This is a genomic window from Rhizobium sp. YAF28, from assembly GCF_052113285.1.
Taxonomy (GTDB): Bacteria; Pseudomonadota; Alphaproteobacteria; order Rhizobiales; family Rhizobiaceae; genus Rhizobium.
Genome location: NZ_JBFRCX010000005.1, coordinates 360,325 through 383,169, shown reverse-complemented (window position 1 = coordinate 383,169; position 22,845 = coordinate 360,325). Strand labels below are relative to the sequence as shown.

Annotated in this window: 21 protein-coding genes; 15 read left to right on the top strand and 6 right to left on the bottom strand. The window is 60.0% G+C overall.

Annotated elements, in window-relative coordinates:
- Nucleotides 1-161: 161 nt before the first annotated feature.
- The 7 genes from AB4Z13_RS14225 (at nucleotide 162) to AB4Z13_RS14195 (ending at nucleotide 6,558) form a co-directional block, all read left to right on the top strand.
- Nucleotides 162-1,250, top strand: coding sequence for an ABC transporter ATP-binding protein (locus AB4Z13_RS14225; protein WP_113324528.1), 1,089 nt, complete (start codon nucleotides 162-164; stop codon nucleotides 1,248-1,250).
- A gap of 29 nt (nucleotides 1,251-1,279) precedes the next feature.
- On the top strand, nucleotides 1,280-2,578 hold the full coding sequence (locus AB4Z13_RS14220; RefSeq protein WP_442206190.1) for an ABC transporter substrate-binding protein: 1,299 nt from the start codon (nucleotides 1,280-1,282) through the stop codon (nucleotides 2,576-2,578).
- A 154-nt stretch (nucleotides 2,579-2,732) separates the two neighbouring features.
- Nucleotides 2,733-3,644: an ABC transporter permease gene (locus tag AB4Z13_RS14215; RefSeq protein ID WP_113324566.1), complete on the top strand. Its 912-nt coding sequence runs from the start codon at nucleotides 2,733-2,735 to the stop codon at nucleotides 3,642-3,644.
- Between the two features lies 1 nt (nucleotide 3,645).
- Nucleotides 3,646-4,467 carry an ABC transporter permease gene (locus AB4Z13_RS14210; RefSeq protein WP_113324565.1) on the top strand — a complete coding sequence of 274 codons (822 nt, stop codon included), beginning with the start codon at nucleotides 3,646-3,648 and terminating at the stop codon, nucleotides 4,465-4,467.
- Between the two features lies 1 nt (nucleotide 4,468).
- Nucleotides 4,469-5,212, top strand: a complete 744-nt coding sequence (locus tag AB4Z13_RS14205) for an aspartate/glutamate racemase family protein (protein ID WP_442206189.1) — start codon at nucleotides 4,469-4,471, stop codon at nucleotides 5,210-5,212.
- Nucleotides 5,213-5,322: 110 nt separating this feature from the next.
- The gene (locus AB4Z13_RS14200; RefSeq protein WP_007824116.1) at nucleotides 5,323-5,811 is read left to right on the top strand and encodes a heme-degrading domain-containing protein; all 489 of its coding nucleotides are present in this window, start codon (nucleotides 5,323-5,325) and stop codon (nucleotides 5,809-5,811) included.
- Nucleotides 5,812-5,934: 123 nt separating this feature from the next.
- A complete protein-coding gene (locus tag AB4Z13_RS14195) occupies nucleotides 5,935-6,558 on the top strand; it encodes a DUF2799 domain-containing protein (RefSeq protein WP_007824115.1) in 624 nt (207 codons plus the stop codon).
- A 10-nt stretch (nucleotides 6,559-6,568) separates the two neighbouring features.
- On the opposite strand, the gene AB4Z13_RS14190 is transcribed toward AB4Z13_RS14195, so the two are convergent.
- Nucleotides 6,569-7,813 carry an AGE family epimerase/isomerase gene (locus AB4Z13_RS14190; protein ID WP_439015973.1) on the bottom strand — a complete coding sequence of 415 codons (1,245 nt, stop codon included), beginning with the start codon at nucleotides 7,811-7,813 and terminating at the stop codon, nucleotides 6,569-6,571.
- Nucleotides 7,814-7,994: 181 nt separating this feature from the next.
- Here AB4Z13_RS14190 and metH point away from each other — a divergent pair, with 181 nt between their 5' ends.
- From metH to AB4Z13_RS14175, 3 genes are all read left to right on the top strand, one after another.
- Nucleotides 7,995-11,768, top strand: a complete 3,774-nt coding sequence (metH, locus tag AB4Z13_RS14185) for a methionine synthase (protein ID WP_439015972.1) — start codon at nucleotides 7,995-7,997, stop codon at nucleotides 11,766-11,768.
- 198 nt (nucleotides 11,769-11,966) lie between these two features.
- Nucleotides 11,967-12,200, top strand: a complete 234-nt coding sequence (locus tag AB4Z13_RS14180; RefSeq protein ID WP_439015971.1) for a type II toxin-antitoxin system Phd/YefM family antitoxin — start codon at nucleotides 11,967-11,969, stop codon at nucleotides 12,198-12,200.
- Complete coding sequence (locus AB4Z13_RS14175; RefSeq protein ID WP_439015970.1) at nucleotides 12,197-12,598, top strand: type II toxin-antitoxin system VapC family toxin; 402 nt, start codon at nucleotides 12,197-12,199, stop codon at nucleotides 12,596-12,598. The genes AB4Z13_RS14180 and AB4Z13_RS14175 overlap by 4 nt, the downstream gene beginning before the upstream one ends.
- Before the next feature lie 3 nt (nucleotides 12,599-12,601).
- On the opposite strand, the gene AB4Z13_RS14170 is transcribed toward AB4Z13_RS14175, so the two are convergent.
- Nucleotides 12,602-13,366 (bottom strand): GntR family transcriptional regulator, encoded by a 765-nt coding sequence (locus tag AB4Z13_RS14170; RefSeq protein WP_439015969.1) that lies wholly within the window; start codon nucleotides 13,364-13,366, stop codon nucleotides 12,602-12,604.
- On the bottom strand, nucleotides 13,363-14,247 hold the full coding sequence (locus tag AB4Z13_RS14165; protein WP_439015968.1) for a BadF/BadG/BcrA/BcrD ATPase family protein: 885 nt from the start codon (nucleotides 14,245-14,247) through the stop codon (nucleotides 13,363-13,365). The genes AB4Z13_RS14170 and AB4Z13_RS14165 overlap by 4 nt, the downstream gene beginning before the upstream one ends.
- Before the next feature lie 532 nt (nucleotides 14,248-14,779).
- Here AB4Z13_RS14165 and AB4Z13_RS14160 point away from each other — a divergent pair.
- The 5 genes from AB4Z13_RS14160 (at nucleotide 14,780) to AB4Z13_RS14140 (ending at nucleotide 20,118) form a co-directional block, all read left to right on the top strand.
- Entirely contained in the window at nucleotides 14,780-16,039 is a 1,260-nt protein-coding gene (locus tag AB4Z13_RS14160) for an ABC transporter substrate-binding protein (protein WP_439015967.1), read from the top strand.
- 201 nt (nucleotides 16,040-16,240) lie between these two features.
- Entirely contained in the window at nucleotides 16,241-17,185 is a 945-nt protein-coding gene (locus AB4Z13_RS14155) for a carbohydrate ABC transporter permease (protein WP_439015966.1), read from the top strand.
- 14 nt (nucleotides 17,186-17,199) lie between these two features.
- Entirely contained in the window at nucleotides 17,200-18,042 is an 843-nt protein-coding gene (locus tag AB4Z13_RS14150) for a carbohydrate ABC transporter permease (protein ID WP_439015965.1), read from the top strand.
- Nucleotides 18,039-19,106: a Gfo/Idh/MocA family protein gene (locus AB4Z13_RS14145; RefSeq protein ID WP_439015964.1), complete on the top strand. Its 1,068-nt coding sequence runs from the start codon at nucleotides 18,039-18,041 to the stop codon at nucleotides 19,104-19,106. The genes AB4Z13_RS14150 and AB4Z13_RS14145 overlap by 4 nt, the downstream gene beginning before the upstream one ends.
- 10 nt (nucleotides 19,107-19,116) lie before the next feature.
- On the top strand, nucleotides 19,117-20,118 hold the full coding sequence (locus AB4Z13_RS14140) for an ABC transporter ATP-binding protein (RefSeq protein ID WP_113324553.1): 1,002 nt from the start codon (nucleotides 19,117-19,119) through the stop codon (nucleotides 20,116-20,118).
- Nucleotides 20,119-20,184: 66 nt separating this feature from the next.
- On the opposite strand, the gene AB4Z13_RS14135 is transcribed toward AB4Z13_RS14140, so the two are convergent.
- The 3 genes from AB4Z13_RS14135 to AB4Z13_RS14125 form a co-directional block, all read right to left on the bottom strand.
- A complete protein-coding gene (locus tag AB4Z13_RS14135) occupies nucleotides 20,185-21,063 on the bottom strand; it encodes a DMT family transporter (protein ID WP_439015963.1) in 879 nt (292 codons plus the stop codon).
- Nucleotides 21,064-21,247: 184 nt separating this feature from the next.
- Nucleotides 21,248-21,553: an NIPSNAP family protein gene (locus tag AB4Z13_RS14130; protein ID WP_439015962.1), complete on the bottom strand. Its 306-nt coding sequence runs from the start codon at nucleotides 21,551-21,553 to the stop codon at nucleotides 21,248-21,250.
- Nucleotides 21,554-21,777: 224 nt separating this feature from the next.
- Nucleotides 21,778-22,839, bottom strand: coding sequence for an ABC transporter ATP-binding protein (locus AB4Z13_RS14125; RefSeq protein ID WP_439015961.1), 1,062 nt, complete (start codon nucleotides 22,837-22,839; stop codon nucleotides 21,778-21,780).
- Nucleotides 22,840-22,845 lie beyond the last annotated feature (6 nt).

Here is a 22,845-nt window from a genome sequence, read left to right as displayed (position 1 = left end):
AATTGAGGACGAAAGCCCATTTTGTGTGCAGTGCGAAAAGTGCCCGAGATTTCGCCGATCGGCATGCTGTCATGAAAAGTTCATGATTTGCAAGGGTTTGAGATGCGGTGATCAAATTGGCACGGCAGATGCATCGTCTTTCTCGAACAGGGGAAGACACGATGTCGAAAGCGGCAGAGATCGATATAGCATCCGTTTCCAAGGTCTATGGCGCGACCACGGCGGTCCATGCCATCAGCCTGAAAATCCCGGCCGGTTCTTATTGCTGCTTCCTGGGTCCGTCAGGCTGCGGCAAGACCTCGACGCTGCGCATGATCGCGGGTCACGAGAGCATTTCATCGGGCGATATCCGTCTCGGCAATGTCGTTGTCACCGATTTCCCGCCGGCAAAACGCGGCACGGCGATGATGTTCCAGTCCTATGCGCTGTTTCCGCATCTCGACCTCATCGACAACGTCGCCTTCAGCCTGAAGATGAAGGGTGTCGACAAGGATGAGCGCCGCGCCAAGGCGCTGGAGATGCTGAAGCTGATGCAGATGGAGGCCTATGCCAGCAGGCGGCCGGCGCAGCTTTCCGGCGGCCAGCAGCAGCGTGTCGCATTGGCGCGCGCACTGATCACCGATCCGGAGGCGCTGCTGCTCGATGAGCCGCTTTCCGCACTCGACCCGTTCCTGAAGATCCGCATGCGGGCGGAACTGAAGAAGCTGCAGAAGACGCTCGGCATCACCTTCGTGCATGTGACGCACAGCCAGGAAGAGGCGATGGCGCTCGCCGATATCATCGTCATCATGAATGACGGCAAGATCGAACAGGCGGCGTCACCGCGGCAAGTATTCGAAAAACCGGCAACCGCCTTCGTCGCCCGCTTCATGGGCGATCACAACGTGCTCTCTGGCCGCGTCACATCGAGCGAGAATGGCGTGATCGTGATGACGGTGCCGGAAGGGCAGAGCTTTTCCGTACGCGGGACGGGCAGGGAGGTCGGCGAGCCTGTTGATATCGGCATCCGCACCGACCGCGTACGCCTTCAGGTGGCGACCGAGTGGACCCTCGGCTTCAACGGCATCGTCTCCAATATCGAATATCGCGGCTCCTCGGTGAAGATCACCGTCTTTGGGGCTGGCAGCGACGATTTCACCGTCATCGCAAGCGACAGCGATTACTTCGCCAACCCGGTCTCGGTCGGCGATGCGGTGTCTTTGAGTTGGGCTTTGGAGGATGCCGTCCTCCTTGGCCGCGTTTCCGCATGAACTTCAGTATCAAGAAAAGGGGAACTGCCATGACGACTGAAACGAAAACCACCAAGGCGGAAAAGGGAATTTCCCGCCGCTCGCTTCTGAAGACGGGTGCTGCCGCCGTCGGCGCTATCGCCGGTTCGGGCGCCATCACCGGCTTCCCGACCATCTGGGCGCAGTCCAACATCACGCTTCGCCAGTTCGGTACCGGCGTTTCGAACATCAATGCGATCGCCGAGAAGTGCAAGCAGGACCTCGGCATCACGCTGGAAATGACTGCGACGGATTCCGACGCTGCTGCCCAGCGCGCCGTCACCCAGCCTGACAGCTACGACATTGCCGATATCGAATACTGGATCTGCAAGAAGGTGTTCCCGACCGGCGTTCTGCAGCCGATGGACGTCAAGAAGCTCAAGTATTTCGACAAGGTCGTGCCGATCTTCACGACCGGCAAGCTGAAGGCGGACAGCACGATTGCCCAGGGCACGGCGCCGCACACCGTCGGCTTCGTCGAGGCGCAGGACTCCAAGAAGTTCGCCAAGGAGCAGACCCAGTGGTTCACGATGATGCCGACGATCTACAATGCCGATACGCTCGGCATTCGCCCTGACCTGACCGGCCGCGAAATCACCTCCTGGGCCGACATTCTCGATCCGGCCTATAAGGGCAAGACGGCCATCATCAACGTGCCGTCGATCGGCATCATGGATGCGGCAATGATCGCTGAAGCCTCCGGCAAGATCAAATATGCCGACAAGGGCAACATGACCAAGGAAGAGATCGACAAGACGATCGAATTCCTGATCAAGACCAAGAGCGATGGCCAGTTCCGCGCCTTCTGGAAGAGCTTCGACGAGTCGGTCAACCTGATGGCTTCGGGCGAGGTCGTCATCCAGTCCATGTGGTCGCCGGCCGTTGCTGCCGTCCGCTCGAAGGGCATTGCCTGCACCTTCCAGCCGCTCAAGGAAGGCTACCGCGCATGGGGCGGCGGTCTCGGCCTTGCTGCGCACCTCAAGGGCGCGCAGCTCGATGCCGCCTATGAGTACATCAACTGGTACACGTCCGGCTGGGTCGGCGCCTATCTCAACCGCCAGGGCTATTACTCGGCCTGCCTTGAAACCGCCAAGGGTTTCATGACCGCCGACGAGTGGGGCTACTGGATGGAAGGCAAGCCGGCACAGGGCGACATCCTCTCGCCGGAAGGCAAGGTCATGGAGAAGGCCGGCTCGGTTCGCGACGGCGGCTCCTTCGAAGACCGTATCGGCCACATCGCCTGCTGGAACTCCGTCATGGACGAAGACCGCTACATGGTCCGCCGCTGGAACGAGTTCATCGCGGCGTAAGCGTCTGCCGCTTTCCCCTCCCTAACCCTCCCCACAAGGGGGAGGGAACTTGTCGAGGGTGCGGCACCGTTCTCCCTCCCCCTTGTGGGGAGGGCTGGAGAGGGGTCTTTCGATCCCTCTCATTCGGACAGGACAGATTTCCGAAGGGGGAAGAATGGCCACGATCGCTTCAGAGCAGACGATACCGGCAGCGGAGGCGCCCAAACGCTCCTTCCGGCTTGCGCCATGGGTGATCTCCTATCTGCAGGCGACGCCGCTGATCGCCATTCTGGGCTTCTTCTTCATCCTGCCGATCCTGATGATCGCGGTCGTCAGCTTCTGGGACTATGATTTTGCCGGTATCTATCCCGACTTCCTGACCATGAATTATACCGACACGCTCGGTTCATGGGTGACGTGGAAGACCTATCTCAACACGCTGAAATTCACGGTCATCGTCTGGGGGCTAACGCTCTGCATCGGCTTCTGGGTCGCCTATTTCCTGGCCTTCCATATCCGCAAGACTTCGACGCAGATGATCCTTTTCCTCGTCTGCACCGTGCCCTTCATGACGTCGAACATCATCCGCATGATCTCCTGGATTCCTGTGCTCGGGCGCAACGGCCTCGTCAATTCGGCGCTGGTGGAGATGGGCATCGTGCCGCAGCCGGTGGAATGGCTGCTCTATTCCGATTTCGCCGTAGTGCTCGCCATGGTGCATCTCTACACGCTCTTTATGGTCACGCCGATCTTCAACACGCTGATGCGCATTGACCGCTCGCTGTTCGAAGCGGCGCGTGATGCCGGTGCTTCCGGCTGGCAGGTGCTGTGGAATGTGGTGATCCCGCTTGCCAAGCCCGGCATGGCGATCGGCACGATCTTCGTCGTCACACTCGTCATGGCTGACTTCTCCACCGTGCAGGTCATGTCCGGCGGGCAAAGCGCCTCCGTGGCGCTGATGATGAAGAACCAGATGTCGCTGCTGCAATATCCGGCCGCTGCCGCCAACGCGGTCGTGCTCCTGGTGGTCGTGCTGATGATGGTCGCTGCGATCCTGCGCGTCGTCGATATCCGCAAGGAGCTCTGAGATGAACCGAGAAAAACGCTCCCTCGAATTCTACGTACTTGCCGCCTTCTTCGGCCTTTTCGTGCTCTTTCTCTACGGGCCGCTTTCGGCGATCGTCATCCTCTCCTTTCAGGGGCCAGATGGCGGTTTGACCTTCCCGCTAAACGGCGTTTCGACGCACTGGTTCTTCAATCTCTTCGAAAAGCAGGCGGTCGGCGATTTCGGTGCCTCCTTCCAGCGATCCTTCATTCTCGGCCTGATGGTGATGGTGGTAACCGTCGTCGTCTCGCTGATGGCGGGCCTTGCATTTCGGCGGCGTTTTCGCGGCTCGTCGGTATTGTTTTACGCGACGGTTGCAAGCCTCGTCGTGCCATCGATTATCATCTCGCTCGGCATCGGCGTGGTTTTCCAGCAGGGTGGAATACGGCCCGCCTGGTATTCCTCGGCCTTTGGCGCGCATCTGACCTGGACGCTGCCGTTCGGCGTTCTGATCATGTTTGCCGTCTTCAATCGCTTTTCTCCAGCCTATGAGGAGGCCGCGCGCGATCTCGGAGCGACCTCCTGGCAGACCTTTCGCCATGTCGTGTTGCCGATGATCGCGCCGAGCCTGATCGGCGTCGGCCTGTTCGGCTTTACGCTCTCCTATGACGAATTCGCCCGCACGCTGATGACGTCCGGCACCTACAATACGCTGCCGCTCGAAATCTACGGCATGACCACGAACGTCACGACGCCGGTGCTCTATGCGCTCGGCACGGTCACGACGCTCTTCTCCTTCACCATCATTCTCGTCGCACTCGGCATCATGACGATGCTTGGCCGGCGGCAGGCAAAGACCCGCTGACATGCGCATATTGATCGTTAATCCCAATACGACTGCTTCCATGACCGAGAAGGCAGCGACCGCCGCGCGTGCGGTCGCCGCTGTCGGCACCGAGATCATCGCCGCGACCTCGCGCATGGGGCCGGTTTCCATCGAGGGGCATTATGACGGGGCGCTTGCCATCCCGGGTCTGCTGACGGAGCTGAAAGAACGGGAGGAGGCCGGTTACGATGCGGCGATCGTCGCCTGCTTCGACGATACGGGGCTCGACGCCGCGCGCACCTTCGCTGATGTGCCTGTTCTCGGGCTCTGCGAATCCGCTGTCGCTACCGCAGGCTTCCTTGCCCAGCGCTTTACGGTGGTGACGACGCTGGAGCGGTCCCGGGTGCTGATCGAGAATCTCGTGCGCCGCTATGGTATGGGCAGTCGTGCGAAGGTGAGGGCATCGGATATTCCGGTGCTGGAGCTGGAAGATGCTGCGTCTGGCGCGATCGGCAAGCTGAGAGCGGAAATCGAACGGGCGCTTTCCGAAGACGGTGCGGAGGCGATCGTGCTCGGCTGCGCCGGCATGACGGATCTGGCGCGCGAGTTGCAGGATATCTACGGCGTGCCCGTCATCGATGGGGTCGCGGCCGCCGTCAAGCAGGCGGAAGCGCTTGTGTCGCTCGGTCTTTCGACCAGCAAGCGCGGCTCCTATGCCTCGCCGCTGCCGAAACATTTCACCGGCGCAATGAGCGGTTTTGCGCCGATCCGGGCGGTCGGCTGAGCATCGCACCGATGCTCTTGACGATGCATAGTGCCAAGTTTCTGCTTTACTTTTCCCCCTTGCGTGAGAATTGTCACAGCCGATCATCACGCTGAGAGGAGAGCCTTGCCATGTCGATCGACGAAGATCTGATCCGTATCGCGGAACAGGAAAAGGCACTGAGCTTCGATGCCTTCGATCTGACGACTGCATGGCAGCTTGGCAAGCTCTTGCAGGAACTCGCTACCGAGCGCGGCCTCGGCATTGCCATCGATATCACGCTGCATTCCATGCCGGTCTTCTATGCGGCCCTGCCGGGTGTGACCCCTGACAATGTCAATTGGGTCCGCCGCAAGCGCAACATGGTGTTCCGCTATTTCCGCAGCAGCTATGCCTCCGGCCTCAAGCTCCAGAAGGAAGGCAAGACGGTTGAGGACAACGGGCTTCCTCCCGCTGATTATGCCCCGCATGGCGGCAGCTTCCCGATCAATGTCAGGGGCACGGGCTGCATCGGCGCCGTCACCGTATCCGGCCTGCCGCAGCGCGACGACCACAATCTCGCGGTCGAGGCCCTGGCGCTGATCCTGGCGAAGGATCTCGAAAGCCTGCGGCTTGCGTGAAGCCTGCCGCATTTTTGACAAATAAAAGCCACGGAAACTGCAAGATCGCGATCCGTTCCCGGTGACGGTCGTATTTCGTGACGATAAGGTGCGCCCGGTTTTGTGACTTGCTGCCGGGACATCATGTTACGTTTTCTCTTTGCCTTTGCTGCCATTGGTTTCAGCCTTTTCCTCGCCTCCTGCAATACGCTTTCGAAGGAAGAATGCGTCGCCGCCGACTGGCGGGTGATCGGTGAATCCGACGGGGCTGCCGGATACGAACCGCAGGAGCGTTTTGCAGCGCATGCCAAATCCTGCGAGCGGGTGAAGATCGTGCCCGATCAGACGATCTGGTATCAGGGTTATCAGGCGGGTCTCGTGCGCTATTGCACGCCAATGAGCGGCCTGATGCACGGGCAGGCGGGTCACGGCTACTCCAATGTCTGCCCGCCGGAGACGGCAGCAGGCTTCCTGCGCGGCTATACGCTCGGGAATCGCCAGCATTCGCTACAATCACGGCTAAGCTCGCTGCAGGGCGACTACGGATCGAAGGAAGCCGAGATCGACGACCTGTCGCGCAAGCTCAAGGATGCGCCTGATGCGGACCGGCATGATATCCGCCGGCGGATGGATGATCTCGAAGACGATATGCGCCGCATTCGCAGAGAGCAGCGCGACGTTGAGGACGAACTCGATGACGCGAGCGCTGAGGTGCAGTGGTTCCAGCAGAACCCGAACGCAGCGCCGCCGGTCGCGCCCGGCTATTGAGGCTTTCGCCTCAGAGCTTGCCGCCGGCTTCGCTGATGCCCTTGGTCAGACTGCCCGTTGCCGGGAAGAGCGGGATGAGGCAGGCCTGCAGGGCGTGGTAGATGTCGCCCTTGCCGGGGAAAAGCGAGTGTGAGGGCACGAGGTCTTCCGTCAGTTCCTCGTGCCAGCCGCCGTTCTTGTGGTCGATGAAGCTGCGCTCGATCACGTTCCAGATCTTGCGGTAGCATTCTTCGTGATAATCGCTCGGCAGGTGTTCGTTGAGGAAGTGCGCGGCAGCCGCACCCTCGCAGGCCGGCCACCAGAGCTTGTTGCGCTTGGCCGGTTTATCGGCCCAGTCGAGCGTATAGAAGAAGCCGCCCTTGTGGTTGTCCCAGCCGAGCACCATGGATTGCTCGAAGAGGGCCTTTGCCGCATCCGGCATCCATTCTATGCGCTTGCCGCCGAGCGCCCAGAGCTGCAGGATCAGGCGGGTCCATTCCAGCCAGTGGCCGGGTGTCGTGCCGGCCGGGCGGAACATTTCGTTCGGATGATAGTAATCCTTGTCGAGACTCCATTCGGCATCGAAATGTTCGGCGACGCGCCAGCCGACGGAGCCAGCCGAGCGGCGGATGACGAGGTCGGCGATGCTTTCGGCCTTGGTGAGGTAATCCCGATCGCCAGTCGCTTCGAATGCGGCCATCAGCGCTTCGGTGAGGTGCATGTTGGAGTTCTGGCCACGATAGGCGCCGCCATCGAGTGGCTGCCAGTCGGCGGTGAATTCCTCGGCGATGGCACCGTGCTTGGCTTCCCAGAACTTCGTGTTCAGGACCTCGGTGATATCGGCGAGCATGCCGTCTGCCAGGGGATGGCCGATCGTCTTTGCCGAGGAGGCTGCGAGCAGCACGAAGGCGTGGCCGTAACCCTGCTTGTTGGAATCAACCGGGCCGTCATTGTTCAGCGACCAGAAGTAACCGCCATTCTTGCGGTCGCGGTGGTGGTTCCAGAGATAATCCATGCCGTGGTCGACGACATCGGCGGCACCGGGGCGGCCGAGCAAGGTGCCGATCGAGAAGCAGTGGACGGCGCGCGATGCGATATGGATCGGACGCACCTGTCCCCCGGCATTAAGCGGCTTGCCAGCGTCGTCGAGATCGTAGAAGCCGCCTTTGGGATTGATGGAGTTATGCTGGAAGAAATCAAAGAGGCCGTTGGCCTGCGAAAGCAGCCAGCCGCGATGATAGGCGCGGGTGGACCAGTTGCCGAGTGCAGGTGCCATGATACTCCTCCGAATTCGTGCACAATGCCTTTAGGAAAACGCCTATATAGAGGTCGGGCGAGTCTGTCATCCGCCAAGGCTTGCAATGGCCTAAACCGATAGGCATATGTTGACATAAAGATATCTTTATGTGATTTGTCGTTTCCGATCTTATGATCCTATGATGTCAAGGAGCCTTCCCGTGTTCGATAATCTCTTTGGTCCCGAAGGGGGCAAGCGTGATGGCAGTGAAGTGTTTGCGGCGCTGAGACAAGCTGCCAGCGAGCGCATCCTCGTTCTTGACGGCGCCATGGGCACGCAGATCCAGGGGCTGGGCTATGATGAAGACCATTTCCGAGGCTCGCGTTTCATCGGCTGCGCGTGCCATCAGAAGGGCAATAACGACCTGCTGATCCTGTCCCAGCCGGACGCGATCGAGGAGATCCATTATAAGTATGCCAAGGCCGGCGCCGACATCCTCGAAACCAATACCTTCTCCTCGACCCGCATCGCGCAGGCCGATTATCAGATGGAAGGCGAGGTCTATGCGCTGAACAAGGAAGGCGCGGAGATCGTTCGACGCGCCGCCCAGCGTGCCGAACGCGAAGACGGTAAGCGCCGCTTTGTTGCCGGCGCCATCGGCCCAACCAACCGAACGGCCTCGATTTCGCCCGACGTCAACAATCCCGGTTTCCGCGCCGTCACTTTCGACGACCTGCGCGATGCCTATGCAGAACAGATCGACGGCCTGATCGATGGCGGCGCCGACATCATCCTGATCGAGACGATCTTCGATACGCTGAATGCCAAGGCTGCGATCTTTGCCTGCGAGGAGCGCTTCGAGGCCAAGGGTATCCGCCTGCCGGTCATGATCTCTGGCACGATCACGGATCTCTCGGGCCGTACACTGTCCGGCCAGACGCCGAGCGCCTTCTGGAACTCGGTGCGCCATGCCAACCCGTTCACCATCGGCCTCAACTGCGCGCTGGGCGCCAATGCAATGCGCCCGCATCTGCAGGAGCTTTCGGGCGTTGCCGATACCTTCATCTGCGCCTATCCGAATGCCGGCCTGCCGAATGAATTCGGCCAGTATGACGAGACGCCGGAACTGATGGCCGCGCAGATCGACAGCTTCGCACGCGAAGGCCTCGTCAACATCGTCGGCGGCTGCTGCGGCTCCACGCCCGAGCATATCAGGATGATTGCGGAGACGGTGGCCAAGTACAAGCCGCGCCCGATTCCCGAACATCGCCCCTTCATGTCGCTGTCGGGTCTTGAGCCCTTCGAGCTGACCAAGGACATTCCCTTCGTCAATGTCGGCGAGCGCACCAACGTCACCGGTTCGGCCCGCTTCCGCAAGCTGATCACCAATGCCGATTTCACGGCAGCGCTCGATGTCGCCCGCGACCAGGTCGAGAATGGCGCGCAGGTGATCGACATCAACATGGACGAAGGGCTGATCGATTCCGAAAAGGCGATGGTCGAGTTCCTGAACCTGATTGCTGCCGAGCCCGATATTGCCCGCGTGCCCGTCATGATCGATAGCTCGAAGTTCTCGATCATCGAATCCGGCCTGAAGCGCGTTCAGGGCAAGCCGATCGTCAACTCGATCTCTCTGAAGGAAGGCGAAGAAAATTTCCTAGCCCAGGCACGTCTGCTGCACAATTACGGTGCGGCCGTGGTCGTCATGGCTTTCGACGAGACGGGGCAGGCGGACAGCTACCAGCGCAAGGTGGACATCTGCACGCGCGCCTACAAGCTTTTGACGGAGAAGGTCGGCTTCCCGCCCGAAGACATCATCTTCGACCCGAACATCTTCGCTGTCGCGACCGGCATCGAGGAGCACAACAACTACGGTGTTGATTTCATCGAGGCGACGCGCACGATCCGCAAGACCATGCCGCTCGTCCATATCTCCGGCGGTGTGTCGAACCTTTCCTTCTCCTTCCGCGGCAATGAGCCGGTGCGTGAGGCGATGCACGCCGTGTTCCTCTACCACGCCATTCAGGCGGGTATGGACATGGGTATCGTCAATGCCGGCCAGCTGGCCGTCTATGACCAGATCGATCCAGACCTGCGCGAAGCCTGCGAAGACGTGGTGCTGAATCGTCGTCCTGACGGAACCGAGCGGTTGCTGGAAGTGGCCGAGCGTTTCCGCGGAGCTGCCGGCAAGGAAGGCAAGGTGCAGGATCTCTCCTGGCGCGAATGGACTGTGGCGAAGCGTCTCGAACATGCGCTGGTCAACGGCATTACCGAATATATCGAGGCCGATACCGAGGAAGCCCGCCAGGAGGCGGCTCGTCCGCTACACGTCATCGAAGGCCCGTTGATGGCCGGCATGAATGTGGTCGGCGATCTCTTCGGCTCGGGCAAGATGTTCCTGCCGCAGGTGGTGAAGTCCGCCCGCGTCATGAAGCAGGCCGTTGCCGTGCTTCTCCCCTACATGGAGGAGGAGAAGCGCCAGAATGGCGGTGAAGAACGCAAGTCTGCCGGCAAGATCCTGATGGCGACCGTCAAGGGTGACGTGCACGATATCGGCAAGAACATCGTCGGCGTCGTGCTCGCCTGCAACAATTATGAGATCATCGATCTCGGCGTCATGGTGCCGGCAACGAAAATCCTCGAAACGGCTATAGCCGAGAAGGTCGATATCATCGGTCTCTCCGGACTGATCACACCGTCACTCGACGAGATGGTGCATGTGGCGGCCGAAATGGAGCGGCAGGGCTTCGACATTCCGCTTCTGATCGGCGGGGCGACGACCAGCCGCGTGCATACGGCCGTCAAGATCCATCCGGGCTACAACAAGGGCCAGTCGATTTACGTGACGGATGCCAGCCGCGCCGTCGGCGTCGTGTCCTCGCTGCTCTCGCCTGAAAACCGTCAGGGCTATATCGACGATATCAGGACCGAATATGCCAAGGTTGCTGCCGCCCATGCGCGCAGCGAAGCCGAAAAGGTGCGCCTGCCGCTTTCGCGTGCCCGCGAAAATGCGCAGAAGGTCGATTGGGCGGCCTATAAGCCGAGCAAGCCGAGCTTCCTCGGCACCAAGGTGTTCGAAGACTACGATCTGGCCGAGCTTGCAAAGTACATCGACTGGACACCGTTCTTCCAGACCTGGGAACTGCGTGGCCGCTACCCGGCGATCCTCGAGGATGAGAAGCAGGGTGAAGCTGCACGGGCGCTCTGGAACGACGCCCAGGCGATGCTGAAGAAGATCATCGACGAGAAGTGGTTCCGGCCGCGCGCCGTCATCGGCTTCTGGCCGGCTGGTACCGTCGGCGACGATATCCGCCTCTTCAAGGACGATGCGCGCAAGGAGGAGTTGGCGACGTTCTACACGCTTCGCCAGCAGCTTTCGAAGCGCGACGGCCGCCCGAACGTGGCGCTGTCGGATTTCGTGGCGCCGGTCGATAGCGGTGTGCAGGACTATGTCGGCGGCTTCGTCGTGACGGCCGGCTTCGAGGAGATTGCCATTGCAGAACGTTTCGAGCGTTCGAACGACGACTATTCCTCGATCCTCGTCAAGGCGCTCGCCGACCGCTTCGCCGAGGCCTTCGCCGAACGCATGCATGAGCGCGTGCGCCGCGAATATTGGGGTTATGCCAAGGACGAGACGTTCTCCAACGAGGATCTCATCACCGAAGCCTATGCCGGCATCCGCCCGGCGCCCGGCTATCCGGCCCAGCCCGACCACACCGAGAAGAAGACGCTGTTTTCTCTTCTCGACGCGGAAAATACCGCTGGCGTGAAGCTGACCGAGAGCTATGCGATGTGGCCCGGTTCGTCGGTGTCAGGCATCTATATCGGTCATCCTGACTCTTACTATTTCGGTGTTGCCAAGGTCGAGCGTGACCAGGTGGAAGACTATGCCAAGCGCAAGGGCATGGACGTCACCGAGGTCGAGCGCTGGCTCGGACCGGTGCTCAACTACGTGCCGCGCAAGATCAATGAAGAGATCGAAAACGCGGCTTGATTGCGGAGTGTTTCCCGTCGCTTAGGGCGGCGGGCTCAGCGATTGATTCAATGAATGAAAAAGCCGGGGAGTGTTTCACCTCCCGGCTTTATCTTTTTGATGTACTTCATAATTCCCGGAATTTTTGTTCCTTTGAATTTGATGGCGAAATTGGTGATGAGATGGTATGCTTAGCCAAGTTAGCTAATGAGGACTGCCATGCAAGTGACCATCCATGCCGCAAAAACCAATCTATCGAAATTGATCGATGCCGCCCTTTCCGGTGAGGAAGTGGTGATTGCCAAGGGGCGCAAACCCGTCGTGAAGATCGTCCCTATCGGTCAGTCGCCCTTCAAGATCGGCCTGCTGAAGGGGCAAGTTGCCGGCAAAGGCCCGGATTTCTTCGAGCCTATGGATGAGGAGGAATTCGCATCCTGGGAAGGGGCCGAGTGAATTCGTTTCTTCTCGACACCCATGCCTGGGCATGGTCGCTGACCGGCGACGATCGGCTTTCGGCCAAAGCGGTCGCTTTGATCGAAAAGGCGGAGACCATTCTCGTTAGTCCCATATCGCTGTTCGAAATCGGTCAGAAGGTTCGCCTCGGCAAATGGCCTGAGATGGAGCCCTTCATCGATCGGTTCGCGGACCTCTTGCAGGAGCAGGGTGGCATGACCGCCGCGTTAACACCGGACATATGCCTGTCTGCTGCTGTCATGGACTGGCAGCATCGCGATCCCTTCGACCGGCTTCTCGCGGCGACATCAATGCAGAAGGGAATCCCGATCATTTCCGCCGACTCGGTCTTCGATGAACTCGGAGGGCACGAGAGTTGGATCGCTCGCTTCTGGTAGGGCCTATGTTGCGCCAATCGTCAGCTCGGCGACGAAGTCATAGGCGTCGCCACGATAAAGCGAACGGGTGAATTCCACCGCGCGGCCAGAGCCGAGATAGGAAATACGTTCGATGGAGAGCCCGGCCTGGCCGACGGGGACGCCGAGCAGGTGGGCGTCGGCTTCCTTCATGTTGGTGGCGGATATCCGCTGGACGGCGCGCACCGGGCGCACGCCCCGTCGTTCCAGCTCGGCATAGAGCGAATTGGTGACAGTAGAGGGATCGGGCAGGAATTCGCCTGATACGCTCGCATGTTCGATCGCCAAGGGCTCGTCGTCGGCTATGCGCAGGCGGGAGAGGCGCGAGACCTTGATGTCGGTGCCGAGGCCGAGGATCATCATCTCGTCGGGCGAGGGGGTGTGGATGCCCTTGTGCAGCCATTCGGAGCGGGCGGTCATGCCGCGCCGGGCCATGTCCTCGGTGAAGGAGGTGAGCTGCGACAGGCGCTGTTCGACTTTCGAAACCGGCTTTGCGACAAAGGTGCCGGAGCCGTGGCGGCGCACGAGCAGGCCGTCGGCCACGAGCTCGTCGATTGCCTTGCGTACGGTCACGCGGCTGACGGCGGCAAATTCGGCGATGTCGCGTTCGGGGGGCAGGGCATCGCCATGGGCGAGCGTGCCGGTACGCACGGCATCTTCGAGTGTGCGGCGCAGCTTCACGTAAAGTGGGCCGGTGCCGCCGGCCTGCAAGCGTTCGGGTGAAAGGATGGAGGCGAGATCGTCGGTCATGCCACACCTCTCTGCCGTTCGTTCCGAAGCTTTACGGCAAGGTCGACGGCGCCCTGCAGCGCATCGGCCTTTGGTTCTACGAGAAGGGCCTTGTGCCGATCGGCAAGCCACGGATGGTAGGCTTTGGCCAGTCCGCCAAGCAGGCAGATGGACGGGCATTCCGCCCATGAGAGTGCATCGAGGCTTTCACCGATGGCGCGCGCTGCATCCTTGACGATCTCGATTGCGGTGACATCGCCGGCCTGAGCGCCTTCGAAGACCATCGGCGCAAAACGCGCGAAGTCCGTCGGCCGGGCTGTGTGGGCAAATTCGACGACGCGTTCCGGATCGTTGCCGTATTCGGCCATGACCTTTTCCGTCAACGGTGAGGCAGCGCGAACTCTATCATAGGCAAGCAGGGATTTTTCCAGGAGATCGCGGCCAAGCCGGGCGCCGCTTGCCTGATCGCCGACGATCGAACCCCAGCCGCCGATCCCGTGCAGGTTGCCGTCCCGGCGGGCATTATAAACGGAGCCGGTTCCGAGAGCGCCGATAATGCCGTCGCCGTCTCCGAGCGCGCCCTGCAGCGAAATCAGCGCGTCGGTGACGACCTGGCCGTTTCTGAAGGGAAGAGCCTTTTCGATGCGCTTGCCGTAATCGCCGACATTGGCACCGGCGACACCGATGACCGCAGTGGCGGTGGAAACGGTTTCATTTTTAAATCCTGCATCACGCAGAGCCTGACGAGCGGATTCGACAATATTGACGAGAGAGTTTTCCAGATCGGAAAGGATGTTGGCAGGGCCGGCCTTGCCGCGGCCGATGACATTGCCCATTCTGTCCGCAACTGCGGCCCGGCAGCTTGTTCCACCACCATCTATACCGATTGCAAGTTCCGTCATCGGACCTCCGGATACGCCGTTCCCTTGTGTTTTTTAATACAATACCAAAAAAATACCATTTACCAAGCAGAAATGACCGGGAAATTCTTTGTTTTTAACATATTGATTTTAAACAATAAAATTTTTTTATGAATTTTCTCAGGTCCAGAAGTTAATTTCGGCTGGACAATTGGTATTTTTTTGGCCTTAATTCCGCAAAAGGGAACAGCGTATCGAGGCATGTGAAAACCGGCAAAGAAAAACAGCGCCGGCCAGGTTTCGAGAAAGGTGCAGGCAATGATCCGCAGGAGCCGACATGGCTCGCGGAAGCGCGCGGCATCCTTCCAAGTTTTCCCTTATTTTCTGGCGCCCGGTTCAGTGTATCGGGAGGGCGCACCGTCCGGCCGGAGGCTATCGTCTTCCGTGTCGACAGAGCTTCGGGGCCGGCAATCTTGGCGGCTCTAAAAGGGGCGTTGGGTGTTTCCTCAGACACGCCAACTGCTTGTTTCAGATCGAAAACAGCGCCTAGCGGCGCTCAAAACAGGAGAGGGAAATGAAAAACACTGCTCTGAAAAGCCTGCTGCTTGCCTCCAGCCTGCTGTCGTCAGCTGGTCTCGTTCATGCCGCCGATGTCACGCTGACGATCGAAAGCTGGCGTAACGATGACCTGCAGATCTGGCAGGAAAAGATCATCCCGGCTTTCGAAGCCAAGAACCCGGGCATCAAGCTCGTCTTCTCGCCGACCGCGCCGACAGAATACGATGCTGCAACCTCTGCCAAGATCGATGCCGGCAGCGCCGGTGACATCATCACCTGCCGCCCCTTCGACAAGTCACTGGCGCTGTTTAAGAACGGTAATTTGACGAGCTTGAACGATCTGCCGGGAATGGAGAACTTTTCGCCGGTGGCGAAGGCCGCCTGGACGACCGACGACGGCAAGTCGACCTTCTGCGTGCCGATGGCTTCGGTCATCCACGGCTTCATCTATAACAAGGATGCCTTCGACAAGCTCGGCATCGCCATTCCGAAGACAGAAGACGAGTTCTTCGCAGCCCTCGACAAGATCAAGGCTGACGGCACCTACATCCCGCTCGCCATGGGCACAAAGGATCTCTGGGAAGCCGCAACCATGGGCTACCAGAACATCGGCCCGAACTACTGGAAGGGCGAGGACGGCCGTGAAGCCCTGATCGCGGGCAAGCAGAAGCTGACCGACGCCGACTGGGTCAAGCCTTATGAAGAGCTTGCCAAGTGGAAGCCCTATCTCGGCGACGGTTTCGAAGCCCAGACCTATTCGGACAGCCAGAACCTCTTCACGCTCGGCCGCGCCGCCATCTATCCGGCCGGCTCTTGGGAAATCTCGCTCTTCAACACGCAGGCGCAATTCAAGATGGGCGCCTTCCCGCCGCCGGTTCCGAAGGCCGGCGACCAGGGCTACATCTCCGACCATCCGGATATCGGCGTTGCCCTGAACGCCAAGAGCAAGCACCAGGAAGAAGCCAAGAAGTTCCTTGCCTGGGTCGCTTCGCCCGAGTTTGCGGATATCTACGCCAATGCGCTGCCGGGCTTCTTCAGCCTGAACTCCAACCCGGTCAAGATGACGGACCCGCTCGCTCAGGAATTCGTTTCCTGGCGCGGCCCGTACAAGTCGACCGTCCGCTCGACCTACCAGATCCTGTCGCGCGGCACGCCGAACCTCGAAAACGAGACCTGGGTTGAATCGGCTAACGTCATCAATGGCACGGACACTCCGGCCGTTGCTGCCGAAAAGCTCCAGAAGGGCCTCGACAGCTGGTACAAGCCGGCCAAGTAAGCTGAAAGCATGAGAGGAGGGCGGCAGTCCGATTGCCGCCCTCATTCCTGTCTCCTCGGGCTAGCCCGAGGGATGTCATAGGAATCTAGCCACGCAAAGTCTTTCGCGTGAAAGAGTCTCCCGCGCCGCCGAGGCGGCGCTGCTCGATCCCTGTGACAAGTAGGGATGAGGGAGAGAACGAAGCCAAAAGCGAGCCAAGCGATGACCGATCAGACATCGGCAATTCCTGAACCGATCAAGCGTCCCATACGCTGGCATATCGGTATCTTCCTTCTCCCGGCATTGATCGTCTATTCGGCGATCATGGTCCTGCCGCTGATCGAAACGCTCCGGCTTTCCTTCTACAACACGGTCGATGGCGCACCGACGTTTGTCGGCTTCGCCAATTACAAGGTTCTGTTCGGCGACCAGCGCTGGGCGCACGACTTCTGGAACGCGCTCGTCAACAACCTGATCTTCTTCGCCATTCATATGTGTGTGCAGAATCCGATCGGGATTGCGCTTGCCGCGCTTCTTTCGACGCCGAAGCTGCGCTTCGTCGCCTTCTATCGTACGGCGATCTTCCTGCCGACGCTGCTTTCCTTCGTTATCGTCGGTTTCATCTGGAAGCTGATCCTCTCGCCGATCTGGGGCGTTGCTCCCTGGCTGATGAGCCTTGTCGGTGCGAAGTGGCTTTTTGCGCCCTGGCTCGGCCAGTCCGGTCCGGCGCTGGTGGCTGTGTCGCTGATCTCCAACTGGCAATATATCGGCATCCCGATGATGCTGATCTATGCTGCACTTCTGAGCATCCCCGAGGAGGTGATCGAGGCTGCCGAATGCGACGGCATCACCGGCTGGGCGCAGTTCTGGAAGATCAAGCTGCCGCTGATCCTGCCGGCGATCGGCATCATCTCGATCCTGACCTTCGTCGGCAATTTCAACGCCTTCGACCTGATCTATACCGTGCAGGGCGCGCTTGCCGGCCCCGACATGTCCACGGATATTCTCGGCACGCTGCTCTACCGCACCTTTTTCGGCTTCCAGCTGCAGCTCGGCGACCGCTCCATGGGCGCGACGATCGCAACGGTGATGTTCCTCATCATCCTTGCCGGCGTCTCCTTCTATCTTTTCGCCATTCAGCGGCGCATGCGCCGCTACCAGTTCTGAGGAGTGTGAGCCCCATGTCGAACAGAGCGCGCACATCCCCCATCCGCACCGGCCTCGTGCATCTGGCGCTGATCGGTTACACGCTGATCGCCATCTTCCCGGTGTTCCTGACGATCATCAATTCGCTCAAGGACCGCAACGCGATCTTCCGGTCGCCGCTGCAGGTGCCGACGCCTTCCACCTTCAGCCTCGTCGGCTATCAGACGGTGTTGGGGCAGGGTGACTTTGCCACCTATTTCCAGAACAGCTTCATCGTGACGATCGTTGCGATCTTCCTTGTGCTGCTGTTCGGGGCGATGGCCGCCTTTGCGCTGTCGGAATACCGTTTCCGCGGCAATACGGTGATGGGCCTCTACATGGCGATCGGCATCATGATCCCGATCCGCCTCGGCACGGTCGCCATCCTGCAGGGCATGGTCGCGAGTGGCCTCGTCAATACGCTGACGGCGCTGATCCTTGTCTATACGGCGCAGGGCATACCGCTTGCGATCTTCATCCTGTCGGAATTCATGCGCACCGTCTCCGACGACCTGAAGAATGCCGGCCGCATCGACGGGCTCTCGGAATATTCGATTTTCTTCCGCCTCGTGCTGCCGCTGGTGCGGCCGGCTATGGCGACGGTCGCCGTCTTCACGATGATCCCGATCTGGAACGACCTGTGGTTCCCGCTGATCCTGGCGCCATCCGAAGCCACCAAGACCGTGACGCTCGGTTCGCAGATCTTCATCGGCCAGTTCGTCACGAACTGGAATGCGGTTCTGGCAGCACTGTCGCTCGCGATCCTGCCGATCCTCGTCCTCTATGTCATCTTCTCGCGGCAGCTGATCCGCGGCATTACCTCGGGAGCCGTCAAGTGAGCCAATCCGAAAAGCCGATCCGCGTTCTCGTTGCCGGCCTCGGCAATATGGGCCGCAGCCATGCGCTCGCCTATAACAACAATCCGGGCTTCGAGATCGTCGGCCTCGTCAACCGCTCCAAGCCGTCGCAGCTCGCGCCCGAGCTGGATCAATACACGATCCATCCGGACTTCATGACGGCGCTTGCCGAGCTGGAGCCGGATCTCTGCTCGATCAACACCTATTCCGACAGCCATGCCGATTATGCCGTGGCTGCCTTCGAGGCCGGCTGTGACGTTTTCGTCGAAAAGCCGCTGGCAACGACGGTTGCCGATGCGGAGCGTGTCGTGGCTGCGGCGAAGAGGGCCGGCAAGAAGCTGGTCATCGGCTATATCCTCCGCCACCATCCGTCGTGGAAGAAGCTGATCGAGGAGGCAAGGAAGCTCGGTGGTCCCTATGTCTTCCGCATGAATCTCAATCAGCAGTCCAGCGGCCCGACCTGGGCGACGCACAAGTCGCTGATGCAGACGACTTCGCCGATCGTTGATTGCGGTGTCCACTATGTCGACGTCATGTGCCAGATCACTGATGCGAAGGCGGTCGAGGTGCGCGGTATGGGTCTGCGGCTGTCGAACGAGATTGCGCCCGACATGTATAATTACGGCCACCTGCAGGTGCTCTATGAAGACGGTTCCGTCGGCTGGTACGAGGCCGGCTGGGGGCCGATGATCTCCGAGACCGCCTTCTTCGTGAAGGATGTCATGTCGCCGAACGGCGCGGTTTCGATCGTCATGGATCCGAAGGCGAAGTCCGACGATATCGACACGCATACCAAGACATCCGTCATCCGGCTGCATACGGCAGAGACCGGCCCGGACGGCAAATTCATCCGTCCCGATCAGGACATGACGATGGAAGGCGAGCCCGGCCATCAGGCGCTTTGCGACCTTGAACAGGCCTTCGTGCTGCGCGCTGTCAGCGAAGATCTGGACCTTACCCGCCATATGGATGACGCCGTGGCCTCGCTGCGCATCTGCCTTGCCGCTGACGAAAGCGTGCGCACCGGCCGACCGGTTAGACTATAAGGAAAGACTAGTGGGATCGCTTCAACTCAAATCCATCCGCAAGGCCTATGGCACGCATGATGTGCTGAAGGGCATCGACCTCGAGGTCAAAGACGGCGAATTCGTCATTTTCGTCGGCCCTTCCGGCTGCGGAAAATCAACCCTGCTTCGCAGCATTGCCGGCCTGGAAGACGTGACCTCGGGCGCCGTCATCATCAACGGCCGCGATGAGACGCTGACACCGCCGGCCAAACGCGGTATCGCCATGGTGTTCCAGTCCTACGCGCTCTATCCGCACCTGACGGTCAAGGACAACATGGGCCTCGGTCTCAAGCAAGCCGGTACGGCCAAGGACGAGATCGAGAAGCGGGTGAGCAAGGCGTCGTCGATGCTGTCGCTCGAACAATATCTGGCGCGTCGCCCGGCCGAGCTTTCTGGTGGTCAGCGCCAGCGCGTGGCGATCGGCCGTGCGATCGTGCGCGAGCCGGAACTCTTCCTGTTCGACGAGCCACTCTCCAACCTCGACGCGGCGCTGCGCGTGCAGACGCGCCTCGAAATCGCTCGCCTGCACCGCAGCCTCAAGGCGACGATGATCTACGTCACCCACGACCAGGTGGAAGCCATGACGCTCGCCGACAAGATCGTGGTGCTGAATGCCGGTGCAATCGAGCAGATCGGTTCGCCGATGGAACTCTATAACCGCCCGGCCAATACATTCGTCGCCGGCTTCATCGGCTCGCCGCAGATGAACTTCATTGCCGGCGACAAGGTCGGCGATGCGGAGGCAAAAACGGTCGGCATCCGCCCCGAGCACCTGATGCTGTCTCGCGACAATGGTACCTGGAAGGCGAAGACTGTACATGTCGAGCATCTCGGCGCCGACACAATCGTCTATCTGGAATCCGACCAGTGCGGCCTGCTGACCGCGCGTCTCTTCGGCGAACATAAGTATGAACCCGATGAGATTGTCTATGCGACGCCCGATGGCGGCCACGTCCATCGCTTCGATGCGAACGACCAAGCGATCCGCTGATTGCCACCTGAATGAAAAGCCCCGCCATCGAGCGGGGCTTTTTCTTTCGAGCAACAGGTAGATGGGTCAACGCCGAAAAAGCCGTCCATCGATGATGATCAGGCTCGTCATGATCAGGATCATCCCGCTGAACTCGAACGTTTCCAGTCTTTCGCCGAGAAAGACCGTGCCCAGCAGGATCGCGCTGACGGGCACCAGCAGCGTCACGAGGGAAGCATTGGTCGCTCCGGCCGAGGCGATGAGGTTGAAATACAGAATGAAGGCGAAGGCGGTTGTCAGGATCGCGAGAACCAGTACGGCCATCCATATCGGAACAGACGGCGTGACGATGTCGGCCGGGCTGTAGAAAAAGAAAACGATCGGCAGCATGAGGATGGTCGCGCCTGTCAGTTGGCCGGTCGCGACCACCGTCGGGCTTATGCTTTTGAAGCGTTTGGCGTAGACAACGGCGAAGGCATAGGAGACAGCGGCTCCGATGACTGCGAGTTTTGCCCATGTGGGTCCGCCAAGATTGGAAAGAAGTCCAGGGCCGATCATGACGGCAGCGCCTGCGATGCCGATCGCGACGCCTGCGATCTTCACGGTTGAGATCTTTTCATCCGGTGTCAGCGCGTTTGCTACGAGGATCGTCCAAAGAGGTGTTGTTGCGTAGAACACCGAGGCGAGGCCGGCGCCGATTTCCGTTTGGCCAGTGAAGATCAACGAGAAGGGAATGACGTTGTTGAGCAGGGCGAGACACAGAAAAGAGCCGGGCCGGGCGAGAACGGGCGCGAAGGAAATGCCGCGCAGCTTCAACCAGAGATGCAGGACCAGCGCGGCAATCGCCACGCGATAAAGCACGAGGGCCAAAGGCGGAATTTCGGATACGGCTATGCGGGCGAAGAAGAACGACCCGCCCCAAAGTGCGCCCAGGAGCGCGAGCTGGCCCCAATCCTTCGCCGACATTGATTGTGTCATCGCTTCGGTGCGCAAAGCCGTCATCCAATAGATGGAGATATGCCTTGCACTCTATCCCCGGCTGGGGCGGCCGACAGTAACGGAACAATCCGGATATCCGAATTCTATGGAATCTGGTGCTGTCTTATCCCGATCGGCCGGATTGATATGTCTGGACTGAATTCCAGGGGGATCAGCCGAGAACCGGGCGCATGAAGCTGCGCTCATAGCTGATGATGCTGCGGTTGCGCTTGTCGAGCTCGAAGGCGGCCTGGCATTCCGGGTCGCTTGCCATACGGGTGCGATAGTCCTCATAGGCGGCAAGGCTCGGGAAGGAAAACAGCGCAACCGCAATGTTGTTTGCGCCCTCGGACGGCAGGAAATAGCCGTGATGGGCACCGCCCATCCTGTTGACGATGGGGATCCAGAGCCGGGCGTATTGTTCGAATTCGGCAAGTTTGTAAGGGTCGATGACGTATCGCAGATGGCAGGTAATCATTGAAAGACCCCGTTGTGGAGCGACCGAGCGGATGGCCGTCCGGTCTGTATTGCTTGCCCGGATTCGAGGCAAGCCGTTGGTCAGTTCCTTTACGCTGCCTTCCGTTTCGATGCTATCTCCCTGGCCTGGATATTCAGAGGGGCAGGGGCTCATGAAAATTAGGTAGCAGGCATACAAAAGGCGCCGCGTTGGCGGCGCCTTCGTTTTATTTCAGTCCGTTTCTATCAGTCGCGGATGACGAGCAGGTCGGCGGCCATGAAGCGGAGCGTCACGGTTTCGCCAGCGGCCGGAGGGGTGACGCCGGGGCTATTGAACATGTCGAAGGAGATGACGTTGCCGCCGACATTCATGCGGGTGCGGATGACCGAACCCAGGAAGTGGGCGGAGACGACCTGACCGGTCAGCGCAGTGTCGCTCTGGGTGCCTTCGGCGAGCGAACCGGCTTCCGGGCGGAGCGCTAGCTGAACGGTGTCGCCAGCCTTGTAAGTCTGGACGGACTGTTTCAGCGTCACACCCTGATCGCCGATCTGGATACGGTTGCTATCCGGGTCGACTACCTTGGCTTCGATGAGGTTCAGCGTGCCGACGAAGGAGGCGACGAAGCGCGTTGCCGGCGTGTTGTAGATCTCGAAGGGCGTGCCGATCTGGTCTGCCTTGCCGCCATTCATGACGACGATGCGGTCGGAGATCGAAAGCGCTTCTTCCTGGTCATGCGTGACGAAAACCGTGGTGATGCCAAGCGACTGCTGGATCTGGCGGATTTCTTCGCGCAGCGACACGCGGATCTTGGCATCGAGAGCCGAGAGCGGTTCGTCGAGCAGGAGCACCTGTGGCTTGACGGCAAGCGCACGGGCGAGTGCGACGCGCTGCTGCTGGCCGCCGGACATCTGGTAGGGGAAGCGATCTGCCAGATGATCGAGCTTGATGAGGCCGAGCATTTCCTTGACTCTGCTGTCGATCTCCGGCTTCGGAGCGCCCGCGACCTTCATGCCGAAGGCGACGTTGTCATGCACCGTCATGTTCGGGAACAGGGCGTAGGCCTGGAAGACCATGCCGATGTTGCGCTGGTTTGGCTTCAGCGCACGCTGGTCCTTGCCGTTGATCGTCAGCGTGCCGCCGGTCGGCGTTTCAAAACCAGCGATCATGCGCAGGACGGTCGTCTTGCCACAGCCCGATGGTCCGAGGAAGGAGACGAATTCCCCTTTCTCGATGTTCATGTTGAAGTTTTTGACGACCTGCGTCTGGCCGAAGGATTTCTGAATGTTGGTCAGCGTAAGAAAAGACATGAGCCA